This window comes from Stenotrophomonas sp. YJH_SMC_32 (assembly GCF_059369975.1).
Window position 1 is genome coordinate 790664 of sequence record NZ_JCAFTE010000001.1, and the last position, 19908, is coordinate 810571.

The 19908-nt window shown below is 67.6% G+C and carries 18 protein-coding genes; 13 read left to right on the forward strand and 5 right to left on the reverse strand.

Annotated elements, in window-relative coordinates:
- The first annotated feature begins 68 nt into the window (after nt 1–68).
- From AC5P7S_RS03575 to tkt, 9 genes are all read left to right on the forward strand, one after another.
- Nucleotides 69–1094 carry an AAA family ATPase gene (locus tag AC5P7S_RS03575; RefSeq protein WP_005418911.1) on the forward strand — a complete coding sequence of 342 codons (1026 nt, stop codon included), beginning with the start codon at nt 69–71 and terminating at the stop codon, nt 1092–1094.
- An 8-nt stretch (nt 1095–1102) separates the two neighbouring features.
- Nucleotides 1103–2032 carry a DUF58 domain-containing protein gene (locus tag AC5P7S_RS03580; RefSeq protein WP_095379233.1) on the forward strand — a complete coding sequence of 310 codons (930 nt, stop codon included), beginning with the start codon at nt 1103–1105 and terminating at the stop codon, nt 2030–2032.
- Nucleotides 2029–2478: a DUF4381 family protein gene (locus AC5P7S_RS03585; protein ID WP_095379235.1), complete on the forward strand. Its 450-nt coding sequence runs from the start codon at nt 2029–2031 to the stop codon at nt 2476–2478. The genes AC5P7S_RS03580 and AC5P7S_RS03585 overlap by 4 nt, the downstream gene beginning before the upstream one ends.
- Nucleotides 2475–3479, forward strand: coding sequence for a vWA domain-containing protein (locus AC5P7S_RS03590; protein WP_495213596.1), 1005 nt, complete (start codon nt 2475–2477; stop codon nt 3477–3479). Before AC5P7S_RS03585 ends, AC5P7S_RS03590 begins: the two co-directional genes overlap by 4 nt.
- On the forward strand, nt 3476–5314 hold the full coding sequence (locus AC5P7S_RS03595) for a VWA domain-containing protein (protein ID WP_095379237.1): 1839 nt from the start codon (nt 3476–3478) through the stop codon (nt 5312–5314). The genes AC5P7S_RS03590 and AC5P7S_RS03595 overlap by 4 nt, the downstream gene beginning before the upstream one ends.
- Nucleotides 5311–7026, forward strand: coding sequence for a BatD family protein (locus AC5P7S_RS03600; RefSeq protein WP_095379239.1), 1716 nt, complete (start codon nt 5311–5313; stop codon nt 7024–7026). Before AC5P7S_RS03595 ends, AC5P7S_RS03600 begins: the two co-directional genes overlap by 4 nt.
- Before the next feature lie 57 nt (nt 7027–7083).
- Nucleotides 7084–8403 (forward strand): dicarboxylate/amino acid:cation symporter, encoded by a 1320-nt coding sequence (locus tag AC5P7S_RS03605; RefSeq protein ID WP_005418900.1) that lies wholly within the window; start codon nt 7084–7086, stop codon nt 8401–8403.
- Between the two features lie 77 nt (nt 8404–8480).
- Nucleotides 8481–8903 (forward strand): hypothetical protein, encoded by a 423-nt coding sequence (locus tag AC5P7S_RS03610; RefSeq protein WP_227837915.1) that lies wholly within the window; start codon nt 8481–8483, stop codon nt 8901–8903.
- A gap of 126 nt (nt 8904–9029) precedes the next feature.
- Entirely contained in the window at nt 9030–11027 is a 1998-nt protein-coding gene (gene tkt / locus AC5P7S_RS03615) for a transketolase (RefSeq protein ID WP_095379242.1), read from the forward strand.
- Nucleotides 11028–11155: 128 nt separating this feature from the next.
- Here tkt and AC5P7S_RS03620 read toward each other — a convergent pair whose 3' ends face one another.
- Both AC5P7S_RS03620 and AC5P7S_RS03625 read right to left on the reverse strand, forming a co-directional pair.
- Nucleotides 11156–13108: an acetyl-CoA hydrolase/transferase C-terminal domain-containing protein gene (locus AC5P7S_RS03620; protein ID WP_095379244.1), complete on the reverse strand. Its 1953-nt coding sequence runs from the start codon at nt 13106–13108 to the stop codon at nt 11156–11158.
- 34 nt (nt 13109–13142) lie between these two features.
- Entirely contained in the window at nt 13143–13700 is a 558-nt protein-coding gene (locus tag AC5P7S_RS03625; RefSeq protein WP_095379247.1) for a flavin reductase family protein, read from the reverse strand.
- Between the two features lie 118 nt (nt 13701–13818).
- Between AC5P7S_RS03625 and AC5P7S_RS03630 the strand changes: the two genes are divergently transcribed.
- Genes AC5P7S_RS03630 through AC5P7S_RS03640 form a run of 3 tightly spaced genes read left to right on the forward strand, consistent with a single transcriptional unit; the run spans nt 13819 to nt 15939 of the window.
- Nucleotides 13819–14184, forward strand: a complete 366-nt coding sequence (locus tag AC5P7S_RS03630) for a BlaI/MecI/CopY family transcriptional regulator (RefSeq protein ID WP_005418895.1) — start codon at nt 13819–13821, stop codon at nt 14182–14184.
- Complete coding sequence (locus tag AC5P7S_RS03635) at nt 14177–15379, forward strand: M56 family metallopeptidase (RefSeq protein WP_095379249.1); 1203 nt, start codon at nt 14177–14179, stop codon at nt 15377–15379. The genes AC5P7S_RS03630 and AC5P7S_RS03635 overlap by 8 nt, the downstream gene beginning before the upstream one ends.
- Nucleotides 15376–15939, forward strand: coding sequence for a hypothetical protein (locus tag AC5P7S_RS03640; RefSeq protein WP_069139291.1), 564 nt, complete (start codon nt 15376–15378; stop codon nt 15937–15939). Before AC5P7S_RS03635 ends, AC5P7S_RS03640 begins: the two co-directional genes overlap by 4 nt.
- A 53-nt stretch (nt 15940–15992) precedes the next feature.
- Here the strand turns inward: AC5P7S_RS03640 and AC5P7S_RS03645 are convergent, their stop codons facing one another.
- From AC5P7S_RS03645 to AC5P7S_RS03655, 3 genes are all read right to left on the reverse strand, one after another.
- On the reverse strand, nt 15993–16793 hold the full coding sequence (locus tag AC5P7S_RS03645) for an MBL fold metallo-hydrolase (RefSeq protein ID WP_069139292.1): 801 nt from the start codon (nt 16791–16793) through the stop codon (nt 15993–15995).
- 11 nt (nt 16794–16804) lie between these two features.
- On the reverse strand, nt 16805–17623 hold the full coding sequence (locus tag AC5P7S_RS03650) for a S1/P1 nuclease (protein WP_065185306.1): 819 nt from the start codon (nt 17621–17623) through the stop codon (nt 16805–16807).
- Between the two features lie 428 nt (nt 17624–18051).
- A complete protein-coding gene (locus AC5P7S_RS03655) occupies nt 18052–18681 on the reverse strand; it encodes an OmpW/AlkL family protein (protein ID WP_049410595.1) in 630 nt (209 codons plus the stop codon).
- A 192-nt stretch (nt 18682–18873) separates the two neighbouring features.
- Here AC5P7S_RS03655 and gap point away from each other — a divergent pair, with 192 nt between their 5' ends.
- A complete protein-coding gene (gene gap, locus AC5P7S_RS03660) occupies nt 18874–19878 on the forward strand; it encodes a type I glyceraldehyde-3-phosphate dehydrogenase (protein ID WP_005418885.1) in 1005 nt (334 codons plus the stop codon).
- Nucleotides 19879–19908 lie beyond the last annotated feature (30 nt).

Below are 19908 nucleotides of genomic sequence, written 5' to 3' on the forward strand. Positions count from 1 at the left end.
TGCCAATCGCAAGGCACCCTGCGATGATGTCGGGAACCCGTGCCGTCCTGCGCCGGTCAAAGGCCCCCATGAACCTGCCACCGCCGATGCCCGAAACTGTCTCGCCGCCGCCCGCGCCGGCAACCTCCCGCCTGCATGCGGCATTCACCCAGCTGCGCGATGCGTTGTCGACCGAGATCGTCGGCCAGGCGGCCCTGGTCGAACGCCTGCTGATCGCGTTGCTGGCCGACGGCCACCTGCTGGTGGAGGGCGCGCCGGGCCTGGCCAAGACCACGGCGATCCGTGCACTGGCCTCGCGCCTGGAAGCAGACTTTGCCCGCGTGCAGTTCACCCCCGACCTGCTGCCGGCCGACCTCACCGGCACCGAGATCTGGCGCCCTCAGGAGGGCCGCTTCGAGTTCGTGCCTGGCCCGATCTTCCACCCGATCCTGCTGGCCGACGAGATCAACCGTGCGCCGGCCAAGGTGCAGTCGGCGCTGCTGGAAGCCATGGGCGAGCGCCAGGTCACGGTTGGCCGCCATACCTATGCGCTGCCGCCGCTGTTCCTGGTGATGGCCACGCAGAATCCGATCGAGCAGGAAGGCACGTTCCCGCTGCCGGAAGCGCAGCTGGACCGCTTCCTGATGCATGTGCGCATCGGTTACCCGGACCAGGCCGCCGAATCGGAGATCCTGCGGCTGGCCCGTGAGCGTGCCCGTGGTGCATTGGGCGAGGCCGCGCCGGCGCCAGACAAGATGCCGATGCAGGACGTGTTCGACGCCCGCCGCGAAGTGCTGGACCTGCACATGGCACCGGCACTGGAGCGCTACCTGATCGAACTGGTGCTGGCCTCGCGTGATCCATCGCGCTACGACGCCGGCCTCGGCCGCCGCATCGCATGGGGGGCAAGCCCGCGCGGTTCCATCGCACTGGAACGCTGCGCCCGCGCGCGGGCGTGGTTGGCTGGCCGTGACTTCGTCACGCCCGACGACGTGCGCGCGGTCGCCGCCGACGTGCTGCGCCATCGCGTGCTGCCCAGCTATGAAGCCACCGCCGAAGGCTGGGACGGCGAGCGCCTGGTGCAGGAGCTGCTGGCCCGGGTGCCGGCACCCTGAGCCTGCGCATGACCGATCCATCCGTGGAACAGGCACCGTCTGCGCTCGAAGGTGACGGGCTGCGCCCGCAGCTGGCCGAACTGGTCGCGCTGCGCCGGCTGGCACAGCGTCCGCCGCCGCCGCGCCGTGGCCGCACCGGCAACGCGGGCCAGGCACCGTCCCCGCTGCGCGGCCGCGGCATGGAGTACGCCGAGTCGCGCGAATACGTGGCCGGCGACGACGCGCGCCACATCGATTGGCGTGTGACGGCGCGCACCGGTCGCGCCCATACCAAACTGTTCCAGGCCGAACGCGAACGAGTCAGCCTGATCGTGGCCGATACCTCGCCGGCGCTGTACTTCGGCACCCGCGTGCGCTTCAAATCGGTGCAGGCCGCACGCGCCGGTGCTGTTGCCGCGTGGTCGGCGCAGCGCCGTGGCGACCGCGTGGGCGCATTGCGTGGCAGCGACCGCGAAGCGCCGATCGCTCCGGCAGGTGGGCCACGCGGCGTGCTGCGCGTGCTCGACGCGCTGACCCGCTGGTACGCACAGCCGCCAGCCGACGATCTGGGCCTGGAGCGCGCGCTGGACCATGCCGGTCGCGTGCTGCGCCCGGGGGCACGCATGCTGGTGCTGGCCGATCCGCAGCAGGCCATCCGCATTCCGCCCGCGCGCTGGAGCGCGCTGGCCCAGCATCACGACCTCAGCCTGGTGCTGCTGGTCGATCCACTGGAGCTGCGGCCACCGTCGGCGGCGTTGCAGTTCCAGACCGCGCAGCAGCGCATCGGTCTCGACCTGCGCCGCAGCGAAGTGCAGGCGCACTGGCAGGCGCACTTTGTCGAGCCGCTGCAGGAACTTCGGCGCCAGCTCGGCGCGCGCCGCGTCGACGTGCAGGTGCTGTCTACCGATGCGCCCAGCGACGCCTGGCTGGCGCCGTCGCCGACCGAGGTGCCGGCATGAGCGCCGCGCTGCCGTTGCGCGATGTGCAGCTGCCGCCAGCACCGTCATGGTGGCCGCCAGCCCCTGGTTACCTGATGATCGGCGCGGTGGTCGTGCTGGTGCTGCTGGTGATCGCCGTGGTGATGTGGCGACGTCGCCGCCGCCGCCAGCGCTGGTTGCAGCTGTTCGATCAGGAACTGGCAATCGCCCCCGACGCTACGGCCGAACTGGCGGCCATCGCGGGACTGCTGCGCCGTGCCGCACGCCATGCGAAGCCGGGCAGCGAATCACTGCGCGATGACGCCTGGTGGCAACGCCTGGACCCGCAGGGCACGTTGCCCGATGCGCGCCGCAGCCTGTTGGCCGAAGGCGCCTATCGCCCGCGCGTCGACAGCAACGACGTGGCCGCTGTGCGCAGCTGGGCCCGCGAACGCTATCTGGCGATGCTGCTGGAGCGGCGCCGATGAACCTGCTGGCAAGTTACTGGCCATGGCCAGACCTGCAGCTGGCGTGGCCGCTGGCCCTGCTGGCCCTCCCGATGCCGCTGCTGATGCGCTGGTGGAAGCGCCGTGCAGAACCCGGCGCCGCACTGCGTGTGCCCTATGCTGCCGCCGAGCTCGAAGCCCTGTCTGGTGGCGGCCGTGTTGACGCGTCGTGGCTGCGCACGCTGCTGCTGTGGCTGGGCTGGTGTGCACTGTGCATCGCGCTGGCACGACCGCAGCAGCTGGGCGAAGCCATCACGCCGCCGCAGCAGGGGCGGCAGATGATGCTGGCGATGGATCTGTCCGGCAGCATGGGCGAGGGCGACATGGTGCTGGGCGGCCAGGCGGTCGATCGCCTCACCGCGGCCAAGGCCGTGCTGGCCGACTTCCTGGATCGTCGTGCCGGCGACCGCGTTGGCCTGCTGATCTTCGGCGACCGCGCCTATACGCTCACGCCGCTGACTGCGGACCTGGCCAGCGTGCGCGATCAGCTGCGCGACAGCGTGGTCGGCCTGGCCGGGCGCGAGACCGCCATCGGTGATGCCATCGGCCTGGCGGTCAAGCGCCTGCGTAGCCAGCCGGAGGGGCAGCGCGTACTGATCCTGTTGACCGATGGTGTCAGCAATGCCGGTGTGCTGGAACCGCTGCGCGCTGCGGAAGTCGCACGCGCCGAAGGCGTGCGCATCCACACGGTTGCGTTTGGCGGCGATGGCAGCATGCGGTTGTTCGGCATTCCGATTTCCACCGACCAGGATCCGGTCGATGAGGCCACTCTGAAGAGGATCGCCAGCATGACCGGCGGCCAGTTCTTCCGCGCGCGTGATACCGCGCAGCTGGCCGGCATCTATGCCGAGCTCGATCGCCTGGAGCCAGTGGCCGCAAAGGGCCCGAGCCTGCGCCCTCGCGAGGAACGCTATGCGTGGCCGTTGGGCCTGGCATTGCTGCTGGGCGCATTGGCATGGCTGTGGCCGGAGCGTCGCCGATGATCGCGTTTGCTTCGAATCTTCCCGACTGGAACGCGCTGCACTTCCTGCGGCCCGAGTGGTTGTGGGCACTGCTGGCGCTGCCGCTGATCATCGCGTTGGCGCTGTACCGGCAACGGCGCAGTGATGCGTGGCGGCAGGCGGTGGATGCACATCTGTTGCCACATCTGCTGGCCGCCGGCGCGAAGCGTCGTGTGCGCCTGCCATGGGCGCTGCTGCTGGGCTGGACACTGGCATCGCTGGCGATGGCCGGGCCGAGCTGGCGGCAGCAGGCGCAGCCGATGTTCCAGGCCAGCGCACCACTGCTGGTGGTACTGGACCTGTCCAGCCGGATCAGCGCAACCGATCTGCCACCGTCGCGCCTGCTGCAGGCGCGCGCGAAAGTAGGCCAGCTGCTGCGCGCGCGCCAGGGCGGGCAGGTGGGCCTGGTGGTGTATGCCGATGATGCCTACACCGTGGCGCCGCTGACTGATGACGGCCGCAATGTTGCGCTGTATCTGGATGCGCTGTCGCCGGACGTTATGCCACGCGATGGCCAGCGTGCCGACCGCGGCATCGACTGGGCAACACGGCTGATGCGGCAGATCGGTGCGCTGCAGGGGCAGATCCTGCTGGTCAGCGACCAGGCGGATGGTGAAGCTGCACTGGCGGCAGCGCAGGCACGCAGCCTGGGCCTGCAGGTGTCGGTGCTGGGCCTGGGCACGCCTGCCGGTGCGGCCTACCGCGATGGCAGCGGGCAGATCCGCCAGGCTGCGCTGGATGAGGGCAGCCTGCGCGCGGTGGCCACTGCCGGCGGCGGCCGCTATGCACGCATCTCCGCCGATGACAGCGATCTGCGTGCGCTCGGTGTACTCGACGCGCGCGAAGGCACGGCGGCGCAGCGGCCGGGCGAAGGCAAGCAGTGGCGTGACGAAGGCTTCTGGCTGCTGCCGCCGGTGATGCTGCTGGCATTGCTGGCCTTCCGCCGTCGTGCGCTGCTGGCCGCGGTGCTCGCGGTCGGCCTCGTGCCATGGATGAATGACGCGCAGGCGCAGGCACCTGCGACGCAGGCCTCGCAACCCGCGCAGGGCACGCTGTGGAAGCGTAGCGACCAGGCGCAGCATCAGCGCCTGGCCGAGGGGGTCCAGGCTTACCGCAAGGGCGACTTCGCCACTGCGCGCAGGCAGTTCGAGGGTATCGACAGCGATGCCGGCTGGTACAACCTGGCCAACACGCTGGCACGCGAAGGCAACTACGACGAAGCGATCGCCGCCTACGACCGCGCGCTGGCGTTGCATCCCGGTATGGCCGATGCGGTCGCCAACCGTGCCGTGGTCGATGCCGCGCGCAAGCGCAAGCAGTCGGGTGGCAAAGGCCAGGATCAGCAGAAGCCACCGCAGAACGGGCAGCAGAAGCAGCAGAACGATGCCCCGGGCCAGCAGAACCCGCAGGGCCAGAAGCCGCAGCAGGGCCAGCAGAATCCCGGCCAGGGCCAGCCGCCGTCGGGCCAGCAGGGGCAGGCCAAGGCGGGTGACGACAAGAACCCGTCGAGCCCGCAGCCCGGCGAGCGCGGCCGCGATGGCCAGCAGGCGCCACCACAGGTGGAGGATGCCAAGGCACAGGCCCAGGCCGATGAGCAGCAGCGCCAGCGCATGCAGCAGGCGATGCAGCAGGCACGCGAGGGCGAGGCTGGCAAGGACGGCAAACCCGTACCGGGGGGGGAGGGCCGCACGCCGCGCGAGCGCGAGGAGCAACAGGCGGTGGAAGCGTGGATGCGGCGTGTGCCGGATGATCCGGGCGCGTTGCTGCGGGCCAAGTTCCAGCTGGAAAACGAACGCAGGAAGAGGGAAGGGCGATGACGCGGGCGATCAACATGCACGGGCACTGGTCACGGCCGGTACTGGCGGCGCTGTTGCTGTGGCTGCCGCTGCTGGCCTGGGCGCAACCACGCGCCTGGCTGGACCGCGACCGCATCGCGATGGGTGATACGGTCACCCTTAATGTCGAGAGCGATCAGGGCGCTCCCGACTTCACGCCATTGCGCACCGACTTCGACCTGAGCGGCCAGACCAGCAGCCGCCAGGTGGAATGGAGCAATGGCAGCATGCAGCAGCGCAACCTGTATGGCGTGGCGCTGACGCCGCGGCGCAGTGGTGCGCTGGTGGTACCGGGCCTGCAGGTGGGCAGTGTGCGCACTGCGCCGCTGACGCTGCAGGTCGATGCGGCCGCCGTGGCCAGGCCTGACAGCAATGCGATGGCCTTCATCGAAACCGTTGTCGATGACGATACGCCGTACGTGCAGCAGAGCGTGGGCGTGGTGGTGCGGTTGTATTTCGCCTCGCAGCTGGCCTCCGGCGAGCTGGTGCTGGATACCCCGGCGGGCGCGTCGTTGCAGCGCGTTGGCGACGACCGCACAGATGTGCGCCAGGTCAACGGGCGCCGCTACAACGTGGTCGAACGACGTTTCCTGCTGATCCCCGAGCGCAGCGGCGCGTTGCGGCTGTCCGGTGCGCGTTTCAGCGGGCGCAGCGCCGGAGGTTTCTTCGATGACTTCTTCGGGGGCGGCGATGGCCGCATGAATGCCACTGGCGCAGACCGCACGTTGCAGGTGCAGGCACAGCCGGCACAGGCGCCGCAGCCGTGGTTGCCCCTGCAGAGCCTGCAACTGCGCTACACCAGCGCGCCCACCAGTGCCCGTACCGGCGAGGCAGCCAACGTGGTGGTCGAAGCGGTTGCCGAAGGCGCGACCCGAGCACAGTTCACCGACCTGCCGGTGCCGGATGTCGGCGCCAACGCGCAGGTGTTTGCCGAACCGGCACAGTACGAAGAGACCTTCAACGGCAGCACGCCGCGCCTGAAGGTCACCCGCCGCTATTCGATCGTGCCGCGCCAGCCGGGTTCGCTGGTGGTGCCGGGACCACGCCTGCCCTGGTGGGATGTGCGCAACGGCAAGGCACAGGAAGCCAATCTGCCGGACCTGACGCTGGCCGTTGCGGCCGGTACCGGCGCTGCCACTGCCTCGCCGGCAGCGCTGCCACCGATCGACACCGCTGCCGCGCTGCCGGGCAGCGATGGACAGGATGCGCGTATCGCCGCGACCGTTCCACGCGCCAGCGGCCTGTCCGAGCGTCCGTGGCCGTGGATGGCGGCGGCCATTGGCCTGGCGCTGCTGTGGCTGCTGACCCTGTTGTGGGGCTGGCAGCGAGGCCGACGCCCGCGTGTGGCGGCGCCTGCAGCCGGCACGCCCTCTGTGCCGACCGTGGTGAGCGGGCGCGCGGGCCTGGCCGAACTGCGCCGCGCGCTGGATGGTGAGGGTTTCGATCAGGTGGAGGCGCATCTGTGTGCGATGGCGGGCGTGGAGCGCATCGAGCAGGTGATCGCCCGGCTGGATGACCCGGCCCAGCGCCAGGTGTTGCTGGACCTGCAGCAGGCGCGCTGGGGCGGGCAGGGCGAACTGGCCCCTTTGCGCACGCGCCTGCGCGAGGTCTTCCGTGACGGACCGCACTGGTCGGCGGCTAAGGGCACCGCCGAAACTGGCCTGGCGCCGTTGTATCCAACGCGGCGAACCTGAACCGGCGCCGCTTGCGCGCTTTGTTAGAGTGCATTCATTTTTCGAGGAAACCCGCGTATGACAGCAGCTGCTGCCGACAAGAAGAAGTTGCCCCTGCATTGGAAGATGGGCATCGGCTTTGCGATCGGCCTGGTCCTGGGACTGATCGTGCACGCCCTGGGCGGCAGCGTCGATGGTCTGCAGGCCGGTGCCAAGTGGGTCATGGACTACGTCACCACCCCGGCGTCGGGCCTGTTCCTCAACCTGATCTTCATGCTGATCGTGCCGCTGATCTTCTCGGCGCTGATCATGGGCGTATCGGAGATGGGCGACATCCGCGCCCTCGGCCGCATCGGCTGGAAGACCCTGGCGTATACCGTGCTGCTGTCCGGCATTGCCGTGGGCATCGGCCTGGTGCTGGTCAACCTGCTCAAGCCGGGCGCGGGCGTCGATCCGCAGGTCGCCGCCATGATGCTGTCGGAGAACGCCGAGCGCAGCAAGGAAATCGTCGCTGGCATCCATGGCACGCCGAAGGGCATGGACATGCTGCTGTCGATCGTGCCGAGCAACGTGCTGCAGGCCGCGTCGGACAACGGTGCGATCCTGTCGCTGATGTTCTTCGCGCTGATGTTCGGCATCGGCATGGTGCTGACCGACAACGAGAAGGTCGCCCCGCTGCGCCGCGCCATCGAAGGCGTGTTTGAAATCTCGATGACCCTGATCAACCTGGTCATCCGCTTGGCCCCCTATGCGGTGGCCTGCTTCATGTTCAATCTGGCCGCGCTGTTCGGCTTCGAGCTGATCATCCGCCTGGGCGCCTACGTGGGCGTGGTGGTGCTGGCGCTCGGCCTGCACATGGTGGTGACCTACGGTACTGCCGTATGGCTGTCTGGCCGCTCGCCGCTGTCGTTCTTCCGCGATACCCAGGAAGCGACGGTGATGGCGTTCTCCACCGCCTCCAGCAACGCCACCCTGCCGACCGCACTGCGCGTGGCCGACCAGATGGGCCTGCCGCAGCGCGTGTCGCGCTTCGTGCTGACCGTGGGCGCCACCGCCAACCAGAACGGCACCGCGCTGTTCGAGGGCGTGACGGTGATCTTCCTGGCCCAGTTCTTTGGCGTGGACCTGAGCATTGGCCAGCAGATCATGGTGATGGCGGTCTGCATCCTCGGCGGCATCGGCACTGCTGGTGTGCCGTCGGGCTCGCTGCCGGTGGTGGCGATGATCTGCGCGATGGTCGGTGTGAACCCGCTGGGCATCGGCCTGATCCTGGGCGTGAACCACTTCCTGGACATGTGCCGTACCGCCCTGAACGTGACCGGCGACCTGGCCCTGACCACGCTGGTGGCCAAGGGCGAGTCGCATGACGGACCGGCGCTGGGCACGCCCCTCGATTGAACGCGCCCTGAATGCCATGGATACTATCCCGACGCATGGAAGGCGTCGGGATTGGCGCCGTGCGAAAGGGAGCAGAAATGAGGATTTCGTACGTGATGGTCGCCGCCCTGGGCCTGCTGGCTTTCGACGCCAGTGCCCAGAAGGCCTGTGAAACCAACTACACCAAGACCGGCAGCTTCTTCGCCGGGCGCACCTTCACCACCTGGGACGTGGTGCCCAACGTTACCCCGGCCGACGCTCTCAAGCGTATCCAGATCGAGGGCGTGAAGTCGGGCCTGAAGGTGGCCAGCGTGGACAAGGACCTGGGCATGCTGACCCTGGAACAGAACGTCCAGTTCAATGGTGGCCAGACCACCCTGCCGTGGAACGTGCTGGTTGAAGCCGAGGGCAAGGGTTCGAAGATCACCGTGACCAAGACCACCCCGGCCACCTACGCCACTGGCGAGGACTTCCAGAAGAAGTCGATGTGTGGCGTGATCGAGGCTGCCGCGCCCAAGTAAGGGGTTGGCGGGACCAGATCCCTTTCACTGGCAAGGGATCTGGTCCTACGCCTGAACCCGGCCCCGGGTCTGTGGGACAATAGGCCGCCCGCACGTCCGCGGCCGCCTCCCGATTCCGACAGAACCATGACGCAGCCTACCCGTCGCCAGTTGGCCAACGCCATCCGCTTCCTCGCCGCCGATGCGGTTGAAACCGCAAAGTCCGGCCACCCCGGCATGCCCATGGGCATGGCCGACATCGCCGAAGTCCTCTGGAACGACTACCTCCGCCATAACCCGAGCAACCCGCACTGGTTCAACCGCGACCGTTTCGTGCTGTCCAACGGCCACGGTTCGATGCTGCAGTACGCGCTGCTGCACCTGAGCGGTTACGACCTGCCGATCGAGCAGCTCAAGCTGTTCCGCCAGCTGGGCAGCCACACCGCCGGCCACCCGGAGCGCCACGAGACCCCGGGCGTGGAAACCACCACCGGCCCGCTGGGCCAGGGTTTCGCCAATGCCGTCGGCTTCGCCCTGGCCGAGAAGCTGCTGGCACAGCGCTTCAACCGCCCGGAGCTGGAAGTGGTCGACCACCGCACCTGGGTGTTCATGGGTGATGGCTGCCTGATGGAAGGCGTGTCGCACGAAGCGGCCTCACTGGCCGGTACCTGGGGCCTGCACAAGCTGGTCTGCTTCTGGGACAACAACCACATCTCCATCGACGGCAATGTCGAGGGCTGGTTCACCGACAACACTCCGGAGCGTTTCGAGGCCTACGGCTGGAACGTGGTGCGCGACGTCGATGGCCATGACCCGGAGAGCATCAAGGCCGGCATCGAGGCCGCGCTGTCGCAGAGCGACAAGCCGACCCTGATCTGCTGCCGCACCACCATCGGCTTCGGTTCGCCGAACAAGGCGGGCAAGGAATCCAGCCACGGTGCTCCGCTGGGCAAGGACGAGCTGGAAGCCACCCGCAAGCAGCTGGGCTGGGAATACGGCCCGTTCGAGATTCCGCAGGCGATCTACGATGGCTGGCGCGCCAATGGCGCCGGCACCCTGCGCCAGGCCGAGTGGGAACAGCTGTTCGACAAGTACGCCAGCCAGTATCCGGCGGAGGCGGCTGAGCTGACCCGCCGCTCGCACGGCGAGCTGCCGGCCGACTTCGTTGCCAAGGCCGATGCCTACATCGCCCAGGTGGCCGCTGAGGGCCCGACGATCGCCTCGCGCAAGGCCTCGCAGCTGGCCATCGAAGCCTACGCCCCGCTGCTGCCGGAAATCGTCGGCGGCTCGGCCGACCTGGCGCACTCCAACCTGACCCTGTGGAAGGGCAGCACGTCGGTTGCCAGCGACGACGCCAACGCCAACTACGTGTACTACGGCGTGCGCGAGTTCGGCATGACCGCCATCGCCAACGGCCTGGCCCTGCACGGTGGCTTCATTCCGTTCGACGCCACCTTCCTGGTGTTCAGTGATTACGCCCGCAACGGCGTGCGCATGAGCGCGCTGATTCCGGCCCACGCCATCCACGTCTATACCCACGACTCGATCGGCCTGGGCGAAGACGGCCCGACCCACCAGCCGGTGGAGCACCTGGCCTCGCTGCGCTATATCCCGAACAACGACGTGTGGCGCCCGTGCGATGCGGTCGAGTCGGCCGTGAGCTGGAAGGCCGCGATCACCCGCCAGGACGGCCCGAGCTGCCTGGTGTTCAGCCGCCAGAACCTGCCGCACCAGCCGCGCAGCGCCGAGCAGATCAAGCAGATCGAGCGCGGCGGTTACGTGCTGGCCGATGCCGCCGGTACCCCGGACGTGATCCTGATCGCCACCGGTTCGGAAGTCTCGCTGGCTACCGAAGCCAAGGCCCAGCTGGATGCGGCCGGTCTCAAGACCCGCGTGGTCTCGATGCCGTCCACCGACGTGTTCCTGCGCCAGGATGCGGCCTACCGTGAATCGGTGCTGCCGAACGCGGTGCGCAAGCGCGTGGCCGTGGAAGCTGGCGTCACCGGTTTCTGGCGCCAGTTCGTCGGCCTGGACGGCGCGGTGATCGGTATCGACACTTTCGGTGCTTCGGCCCCGGCCGACCAGCTGTACAAGCACTTCGGCATCACCACGGCGCACGTGGTGGAAGCCGCCAAGGCGCTGTAAGCAGCCTCTCGGCGCAACAAAGGAAAGGCCGGCGCAAGCCGGCCTTTCTCGTTGCCGGAAGAAAAAGGGGACGGAGGGAATTAAGTCGTTTGTGCACAAACGACTTAATTCCCTCCGTCCCCTTTTTCTCAGGCGGTACGCGCCAGCGCCAGCCGCAGCAGCCGCGCGTCCAGGCGTTCGGCGAAGTCTTTCGGTGCCTGCAGGCCCATGCGCTGCAGGTACACGGCATCGCCGTCGCCGGCCGGTTGCCGCAGCGCTGCCCAGACGGTGCGCAGCTTGTCGCTGCGGGTCTGCGTGTTGGCCTTCAGCCACGCCAGCGCTTTGACCAGCACCTGCTCGATCTCGTTGAAATCGCTGCCCAGCGGGTAGTCCGGCAGGCTGCCATCGGCGCGGAATGGTGCCAGTGCCGCCGCCAGCGCCTGGGGCGTGTTGCGCTGCAGGCGCTGCGGGTCGGGCTGGGACGCCGCCAGCAGCTTGCGCGAGGCCTGTGCCTGCTGCAGCAGATCGCCCTGGAAGGGCGCTTCGGTAATTGCGGTCATCGCATGCACGCAGTCCTCGTCGGTCAGCCCGCGCAGATCGGCGATGCCGTACTCGTTGAGGTAGATGTCACGCAGGTGGCGTGGGATGGTGGTGTGCCCGTAGTTCCAGCGCACGTTCGATTCGCGGCGGCCCTTGTCATCGCGCGCGGCACGGAACATCAGCACGCTGCGCGCTTCCGGCAGGGCATGTGCCATCGCCACGAAGTTGTACTGGCCGCCCACGCCGGACACCACGCGTCCATCGTCCAGCGCATCCGATACGGCCGCGCCGAGCGCGGTAGCCATCATGCAGGAATTGAAGAAACGCGCATGGCGGCGCTGCAGGCGCTCCAGTGCCTCGTTACCGCCATACAGCTGGTTGATCTCGCTGATGCGGCGCATGCCGATCGCACGGCATTCGTCTTCCGGCAGCGTGCGCAGCCACTCGTAGAACTCCGGCGAGCCCAGGTAGAACGCGCCATGCAGGTACTCGCCTTCCGCGGCCAGGGTGGCATGGTCGATCGACAACGTGCTGCCATTCTCGATGCGCTGCATCAGCGCCAGGTCGTCGTGCACCTTGCGCCTGATCACCCCGGTCTGCACCAGGCGGCGGAAGCCTTCATTGAGCATCTCGCTGCAGCCGTACAGGCCCACCTCGAATGGATCCACGCCGCCGATCTCCTGCACCAGCGGGTGGCTGGCCAGCTGCGGATCAAGTGCATGCAGCACGCGGCGGTAGCGCGCGTTGTCGGTGTGGCGCAGCACCAGCGCATGGCTGAGCGCGTCGGCCAGCGTGCCGATGCCGATCTGCAGGGTGCCGCCGTCGCGCACCAGGGTGCTGGCATACAGGCCGATGGCGTAGTCGGCATCGCCGACCGGCTGCCGCGGCAGCCCGAACAGCGCCGGGTACGGTGGCGGTGGGGTGATCACCAGATCGAAGAACGACACATCGACCGTCGCCGAGCCGGCCAGGTAGGGCAGCTGCGGATCGATCTCGGCGATCAGCAACGGGCGCGGCAGGCCGCGCGCGGTCATCGCATCGAGCGTGTCCTGGGTGATGTCGTTGTTGCACGACAGCGAAAGCCGGCGGTCATTCGGCCGCATCGCCACCTTCTGCACGATCACCTGCGGTGCGCGCTGAGCGACCGCATCGGCGGCGTGGGTGTAGTTCAGGCTGGTATAGCTGGATTGCGCCTGCCGTGAACCGAGCAGGGCGCCGGACTGCATGTAGAACTCTTCCACCTGCACGTGCGCTGGCAACGCGTCGCGCGCGATAGCATCGGCATAGGCCAGGCGCGGGAAATCGTCGCCGAAGTGGCGCTGCGCAAACGGCGCCAGGAAGCGTGCCTCCAGGCCGTTGCCACGCGCCTTCGGCGGATTCAACGACAGCGCGGTATACAGCTGCAGCGGTCGTGAGGGATCGTGCTCGACGCGCGCATACAGGGCGTTGAGCAGCCGATGTGGCTTGCCCAGCGCCAGCGGTGCCCCGATCCGCAGCGGCCCGTCCACGCGCGCAAACAGCCAGTCGACGGCGGCGTCCAGGTCGGTGAGGTGTTCGGTCATGCGCGGCGGTCCTGCGTGTGGGGGAGTGCGGGCATTACAGCATGTCGGGCTTGAACCGCCGTCGACGCGAGACTTCTGCGCCGGACACCATGAACTGCCCATCGCCGCGGTAATGCACCGTGCGCGGCAGTTTCGGCCGGGGCGCAACATGGGCGCGCACGATCTCCCAGATGAACAGATTGCTCGACGCCACCTGGCTGTCGTCGTACAACCGGCATTCGAAGTTCGAGTGGCACTGCCCGACCAGCGGCGCGCCGACCTCGCGCGCGGGCAGCGCATCGAGCCCGAAACGGGCGAACTTGTCGACCTCGCGGCCGCTGCAGTTGCCGATGTCCACCACGGTATCGAGCAGTTCCACGCCGGGTACGTTGATCACGCACTCGCCACTGCCGACGGCCAGTGCATGGCTGTGGTTTTCATTCCACAGGTAGGTGGCGACCAGTGACGGCGAGAAGCCCATCACCATGTGCCAGCCCATCGTCATCAGGTTGTGCTGGCCGCGCCAGGCGGTGCTGAGCAGCACGATCGGGCCGGGTTCGAGGAAGCGGCGGGCCTGCTCGACCGGGAACTCCTTCTTGGGAAGCGCTTTCATCCGAGGCCTCGGCCGGGAGGGCTCGATGCTGGCGCAAAGCCGATGAATCCGGAGTCGAGGGGCTTGACAGTCGGTTCGATTACGCGCGTAATCGAGCTGTCGATTACGGATGTAAATCATGACCCCGATCAGCGAAGCCGAAGCCGTTGTGATGGAGGTGCTGTGGCATCAGGCACCGCGTAGTGCCGATGACGTGGTGGCCGCGCTGGCCCACCGCGACTGGGCCGAGCCGACCATCAAGACCCTGCTCAACCGCCTGCTGACCAAGGGCGCGATCGCCGCCGAGCGCGATGGCCGGCGCTATCTGTATCGCCCGCTGTTGCAGCGCCAGGTGTGGGTGGAGGCGCAGAGCCAGGACTTCATCGGCCGTGTCTTCGAAGGGCGCGTGGCGCCGCTGGTCGCGCACTTCAGCGAACGCGGCCAGTTGAGCGCACAGGACATCGCCGAACTGAAGAAGCTGATCCAGGAGCTGGACCATGACTGAGCTGCTCGGTGGACTGTGGCAGGCCAGCGTGTGGCTGGCCATGGGGGTGATCCTGCTGGCCGTGCTGCGACCGCTGCTGGTGTGGATGGGGGGCGCTGGACTGGCTTATCGCAGCTGGTGGTTGTTGCCGATGCTGCTGGTGACCTTGCTGCTGCCGTTGCCGCAGGCTGCGCTGTTGCAGCACGTGCCGACAGTGCTGCTGAAAGTCGAGCCAGGGGCCGTGGACGAACTGGCAGGGCCGTCGCTGCCATGGGCACCGCTGTTGCTGCTGGCATGGGCGCTGGGCATGGGCATCTGCCTGCTGCGCGACCTGCGCGCACAGCGTCGTTTCGAACGGCGCATGGGCCCGCTGAAGCCGCGCGCCGATGGCAGCTGGCAGGCCAGTGGTGACCCAGGCCTGCCAGCACTGGTTGGCCTGTGGCGGCCGCGAATCGTGGTTGGCCCGGACTTCGATCAACAGTTCAGCGCACAGGAACAGGGGCTGATCCTGCAGCACGAGCACAGCCACCGCCGCAATGGCGATCACTGGGCCAATGGTGCGTTGCTGCTTATGCGTGCGGTGTTCTGGTTCCACCCGCTGGTGCTCTGGGCTGCACGCTGCTTCCTGCGCGACCAGGAACTGGCCTGCGATGCCCGCACCATCGCCCCGCAGCCTGCGCTGCGCGGGCTTTACGCCAGCACGCTGCTGAAGGCGCAGCTGGTCCACCCGGTTGCGCCAGCGGTCTGCCATTGGCGCAGCCAACCCGTGTTGAAGGAGCGTATCGCCATGTTGAAGCAGTCCAAGCGGAAGGCATTGCCGTGGGTATCGGGGCAGGTGCTGGTCGTCGGGTTGTGCCTGGGAATGGGCGCAGTAGCGTGGGCCAGCCAGGGCGATGCGATGGCTGGCCGCCCGGCAGCGGCGGTCATGGATCGGGAGATCCAGGTCGTCAAGATGCCACCGCCTTCCTATCCGAAATCCGCGGTCGAGGAGCGCCAGGTGGGCGTGGTGAACCTGCGCGTGGAAGTGGATGCCAGCGGCCAACCCACCGATGTCAGGGTGCTCAGTGCCACCAATCCGGGCGTGTTCGACGCGGTGTCGATCACCGCAGCGCGCAGCTGGACCTATCGGCCGGCGATGAAGAACGGCAAGCCGGTGGCAGGCGCAGTGAAGATTCCGATCACCTTTGCGATGGACAACAGCGAGGACGCCCAGTGAAGTCCGCGCCGCTGCTCGTGGTGGCGGCGCTGATGATGGGGTGTGCGAGCCAGGAACGGCTGGCCACCGTGCACACCCGCAGCGAGAATGTCGGCCACCAGCGACTGCAGCCGCAGGCGGGCGGTGGCAGTGGGCAGTTGCAGGCGTATTCGCTGGGTGCGACCGAGGGCTACCGGATGCCGCAGTTGTACGCGGCACCGGACCCGGAGGTCGGCGATCGTGACCCGCGTGCGGAACTGGCGCCGACCACGATCTGCCTGCAGGTGGTGGTTGATGCCAACGGCGTCGTCGAGCGCAGCCTGCCATTGACCGATCGCCCGGAGTGCGCGGCAGGTGCTGCGGGCGAGAATGCGCCCCTGCTGCAGGCTGCGCAGGAGGCCGTGGCGATGTGGAAGTACTCGTCCGCAGCGGTCTGCCACTTCGCGGCTGGCAAGGTGCCTGCCGACCGCGGTGACTGCCGGGGCGCCGAACGGGTCGAGCCGGTGGCGGTCACCCTGCAGTACGCCTTCACCTTCGAGATCGTGAAGGGCCAGCATGTGGTGCGCACGCAGGGAAAATGAACGCTCGCGGTCCGTGATGGAAACCGATGGCGCCGGGCTCTGCCCGGCGTACGTCAGGCCCCTCCCTGGATGTTGGCCTTCACCGCCGGTTGCATCAGCTTCGGTTCTTCCAGCGTGGCATCGCGGGCCTGGCGCACGCTGACGAACTCTGCCTCGGCCACGCCGTCATGCACGTGGATGTTGTGCGCGCGCTGTTCACCGATGGTGGTTTCGTTGGCGAAATCACGGCCCCCCGGGCCGTAGTCGTGGCAGACGAAAACCCGGGTGGTATCGGGCAGCGCGAGCAGGCGCTGGATCGAGCGATACAGCTGCGCGGCATCGCCACCCGGGAAATCGCAGCGTGCGGTGCCGCCGTCGGGCATGAACAGCGAATCGCCGGTGAACAGCGCATCGCCGATCAGGTAGGCGATGCTGTCGCTGGTGTGGCCGGGCACGGCGATCACCTGTCCTTGCAGCTCGCCAATGGCAAAGGTTTCGCCGTCGCTGAACAGGTGATCGAAGATCTCATCGGCGGCCGGAAGCTGCAGGCCATAGCGCGGCGCGAACGTGGCCTGCACCGCGCGGATACCTTCACCGATGGCCAGCGTGGCCTGCGGGAAGCGCTGCTTGAGCCGGCGCCCGGCCGACACGTGGTCCGCATGGGCATGGGTTTCCAGCAGCCAGCGCAGCTGCAAGCCTTGCTGTTCGATGGCCTGCAATGCGGCATGCAGCGGCGCTTCACTGCTGGCGTCGGTATCCGGGTCGTAGTCCAGGACCGGATCGATCAGCGCCGCATCACCGCTGGCCGGATCGCTGACCAGGTAGCTGAAGGTATTGCTGTCACGGTGGAAGAACGACTGCACCTGGACCGGCATCGGAACTCTCCTCAGCGCGTGCCGAGCACGCGGTTCAGCAACTGCGCCAGGTTCTCGCCGGCCAGTCGCAGCTGCGCTTCGGCCAGCGGCCGGTAGCGCTCGGTGTATTCGTCACCGATTTTACGCGTGGCCGGATAAACGCCAGCTTGCATGGAAATGCGGCAGCTGGCCTCGGCCCAGGTCTGTGGGTCGCGCTGCGGGTTGGACTGGCGCGCCAGCTTCGGCGCGCGCTGGCTCTGCAGCAGCGGCAGGTAGCCGGCGTCGTCCAGCTTGCGGGTGTTGAGCATGCCGCTGTCCCACAGCGAGTGCAGGTTGGTACCGCGGTTGCCGAACTGCAGCTGGAAATCGTTGCCGCCCTTGTCATGAGCGTAACCGGCATGCATCGGCTGGTGGATGTCGCCGACCAGGTGCACGACGAACTTCAGTGCCTGCAGGCGCTCGCCATCGGTCAGGCTGCGGTCGCCCAGGATGGCGCTCTGTGCTTTCAGGGCCTCGACGATGCAGTTGCCGTTCCTGCAGTGCTTCGGTGCTTCGTAATGGCAGTCGTCTTCGGCGATGTTGACGTAGTGCCAGCCGGCCGAACGACGGCCCAGGCCGGGGTCCTTGGCGCGCAGCTGGTCGGCCCACGGCGCGATGCTGGCCAGGGTGGCGTCCGCTTCGGTGGCCAGCAGGCGGTCCACTTCGGCGCGGGCGGCGGGGTTGAGGCGGGCGTCGGCGACTTCGGCAACCAGGCGGTGGCCTTGCGCGCCCCAGGCATGGGCGGGGGCGGAGACGGACAGCAGGGCCGGCACCAGGGTGGCGGCGAGGAACAGGGAGTGCAGGGCTTTCATGCACATATTCTAGCGGGGTAGGTGGATTGAAGAGCGGCGCGTTCCTGTCTGCTGGGGGCTGGCTGCAGGGGCTGGCGCTGCGGGACACGTTGCAAGTACGTCCCTGTAAGCTCGTACGCGGCATTCATGCCGCGGACGGTCCCGCAGCGCCTGCCCCTGCAGCCCCATCCAACATGGCTGCGGAGGCGGATGCAAACGTCAAAGGCAACATCAAGAACAAATGCAGGATCAAAATCCGCCTTTTGCAATTGCAGGCAACCATTACGCCTCGGATGTACAGGCTCTGCTCCCCGCCTCGCCCCAGCTCCGGAACCGCTTCAGTCCCAGGCACAAAAAAGCCCCGGCAATCACCGGGGCAACATGCTGCGAGGGTTTTGCGTATAGCGGGGGAGCGGGGGGGCGAAGCCCCCCGCACTCAACACACCGCTTTAGAACTTGAAGACGTACGAAGCGCCGTAGACCAGCGGATCGATGTTGACGGTGCCGATCTTCTCGCCGTTCAACTTCACCTTGCTGTCGATGTCGATCCAGCGCATGTCCACGCGCAGGGCGCCCTTCTCGCCGATCGCGAAGTCGATGCCCGCATGCGCGGCCAGGCCCCACGAATCCTGCAGCTTGAGCTTGCTGCCGGCCAATGCACCGGTGGTGTCTTCGCTGAAGAAGGTGGTGTAGTTCACGCCCGCGCCAACGAACGGCGAGACCTTGCCCTTGCTGTTGAAGTGGTACTGCAGGGTCACCACCGGCGGCAGCTGCTTGGTGCTGCCGACGCGGCCCAGGCCGTTGATGTTGATGTCGTGCTTGAACGGCAGCGCGGCCAGCACTTCGATGCCCAGGTTGTCGGCGATGAAGTACTCGCCGGTGATGGTCGGCTTGACGTCGTTGTCGACGTCGACCTTCAGGGTGCCGCCGGCCAGCCAGCCGTTGTTCGACTTCGGCGCCACCTGGTGCACGCCGGCCGAAACGGTCCAGTCGCCCTTGGACTGGGCCATGGCCGGGGCGGCGGCGAGGGACAGGGCGGCGGCCAGGCTGGCCACGATCAGGGGGGAGGTCTTGCGCATGGGGGTGTTCTCGTTGCTGGGTGGATGGCGACAGTCTCGGCCTCACGCCGCGCTAACGCTTTGATCCGGATCAAATCCTGTCCGCCGACCTGCTGGCGGCCCGGCCTGGCCCACGGTGGCCAGCCCCGGCCTGCTAGACTTGTGGGCCCTATCCATCCCGCCGCACCCGTCGCGGCTGCAGGAGCTTGAGAAATGGCAATCAAGGTTGGTATCAACGGTTTCGGTCGCATCGGGCGTAACGTCCTGCGCTCGGCGGTGCTGAACTTCGGCGACGACATCGAAATCGTGGCCATCAACGATCTGCTGGAGCCGGATTACCTGGCCTACATGCTCAAGTACGACTCCGTGCACGGCCGCTTCAAGGCCGATGTGGCGGTGCAGGGCAACGACCTGCTGGTCAACGGCAAGAAGATCCGCCTGACCCAGGAACGCGACCCGGCCAACCTGAAGTGGGACGAAGTCGGCGCCGACGTGGTGCTGGAAGCCACCGGCCTGTTCCTGACCAAGGAAACCGCGCAGAAGCACATCGATGCCGGCGCCAGGAAGGTCATCATGTCGGCCCCGTCGAAGGACGACACGCCGATGTTCGTGTTCGGCGTGAACGACAAGACCTATGCTGGCCAGGCAATCATCTCCAACGCGTCGTGCACCACCAACTGCCTGGCTCCGCTGGCCAAGGTCATCAATGACAAGTGGGGCATCAAGCGCGGCCTGATGACCACCGTGCATGCGGCCACCGCCACCCAGAAGACCGTCGATGGCCCGTCCAACAAGGACTGGCGCGGCGGCCGTGGCATCCTGGAAAACATCATTCCCTCGTCCACCGGTGCGGCCAAGGCCGTCGGCGTGGTCATCCCGGAACTGAACAAGAAGCTGACCGGCATGAGCTTCCGCGTCCCGACCTCGGACGTGTCGGTGGTCGACCTGACCGTCGAGCTGGAGAAGGAAGCCACCTACGCCGAGATCTGCGCTGAAGTGAAGGCACAGAGCGAAGGCGCGCTGAAGGGCATCCTCGGCTACACCGAAGACAAGGTTGTGGCCACCGATTTCCGCGGCGAGACCTGCACCTCGGTGTTCGACGCCGACGCCGGCATCGCCCTGGACGGCACCTTCGTCAAGCTGGTGACCTGGTACGACAACGAGTGGGGCTACTCCAACAAGTGCCTGGAAATGGCCAAGGTCATCGCCGCCAAGTAAGGCCGGTGTAGATCGCAGACGGACCCCGGC

Bases quoted from the DNA above. Each gene is read 5' to 3' on its own strand.
- AC5P7S_RS03575 (WP_005418911.1), top strand. From the start codon at position 69: ATGAACCTGCCACCGCCGATGCCCGAAACTGTCTCGCCGCCGCCCGCG.
- AC5P7S_RS03580 (WP_095379233.1), top strand. From the start codon at position 1,103: ATGACCGATCCATCCGTGGAACAGGCACCGTCTGCGCTCGAAGGTGAC.
- AC5P7S_RS03585 (WP_095379235.1), top strand. From the start codon at position 2,029: ATGAGCGCCGCGCTGCCGTTGCGCGATGTGCAGCTGCCGCCAGCACCG.
- AC5P7S_RS03590 (WP_495213596.1), top strand. From the start codon at position 2,475: ATGAACCTGCTGGCAAGTTACTGGCCATGGCCAGACCTGCAGCTGGCG.
- AC5P7S_RS03595 (WP_095379237.1), top strand. From the start codon at position 3,476: ATGATCGCGTTTGCTTCGAATCTTCCCGACTGGAACGCGCTGCACTTC.
- AC5P7S_RS03600 (WP_095379239.1), top strand. From the start codon at position 5,311: ATGACGCGGGCGATCAACATGCACGGGCACTGGTCACGGCCGGTACTG.
- AC5P7S_RS03605 (WP_005418900.1), top strand. From the start codon at position 7,084: ATGACAGCAGCTGCTGCCGACAAGAAGAAGTTGCCCCTGCATTGGAAG.
- AC5P7S_RS03610 (WP_227837915.1), top strand. From the start codon at position 8,481: ATGAGGATTTCGTACGTGATGGTCGCCGCCCTGGGCCTGCTGGCTTTC.
- tkt (WP_095379242.1), top strand. From the start codon at position 9,030: ATGACGCAGCCTACCCGTCGCCAGTTGGCCAACGCCATCCGCTTCCTC.
- AC5P7S_RS03620 (WP_095379244.1), bottom strand. From the start codon at position 13,108: ATGACCGAACACCTCACCGACCTGGACGCCGCCGTCGACTGGCTGTTT.
- AC5P7S_RS03625 (WP_095379247.1), bottom strand. From the start codon at position 13,700: ATGAAAGCGCTTCCCAAGAAGGAGTTCCCGGTCGAGCAGGCCCGCCGC.
- AC5P7S_RS03630 (WP_005418895.1), top strand. From the start codon at position 13,819: ATGACCCCGATCAGCGAAGCCGAAGCCGTTGTGATGGAGGTGCTGTGG.
- AC5P7S_RS03635 (WP_095379249.1), top strand. From the start codon at position 14,177: ATGACTGAGCTGCTCGGTGGACTGTGGCAGGCCAGCGTGTGGCTGGCC.
- AC5P7S_RS03645 (WP_069139292.1), bottom strand. From the start codon at position 16,793: ATGCCGGTCCAGGTGCAGTCGTTCTTCCACCGTGACAGCAATACCTTC.
- AC5P7S_RS03650 (WP_065185306.1), bottom strand. From the start codon at position 17,623: ATGAAAGCCCTGCACTCCCTGTTCCTCGCCGCCACCCTGGTGCCGGCC.
- AC5P7S_RS03655 (WP_049410595.1), bottom strand. From the start codon at position 18,681: ATGCGCAAGACCTCCCCCCTGATCGTGGCCAGCCTGGCCGCCGCCCTG.
- gap (WP_005418885.1), top strand. From the start codon at position 18,874: ATGGCAATCAAGGTTGGTATCAACGGTTTCGGTCGCATCGGGCGTAAC.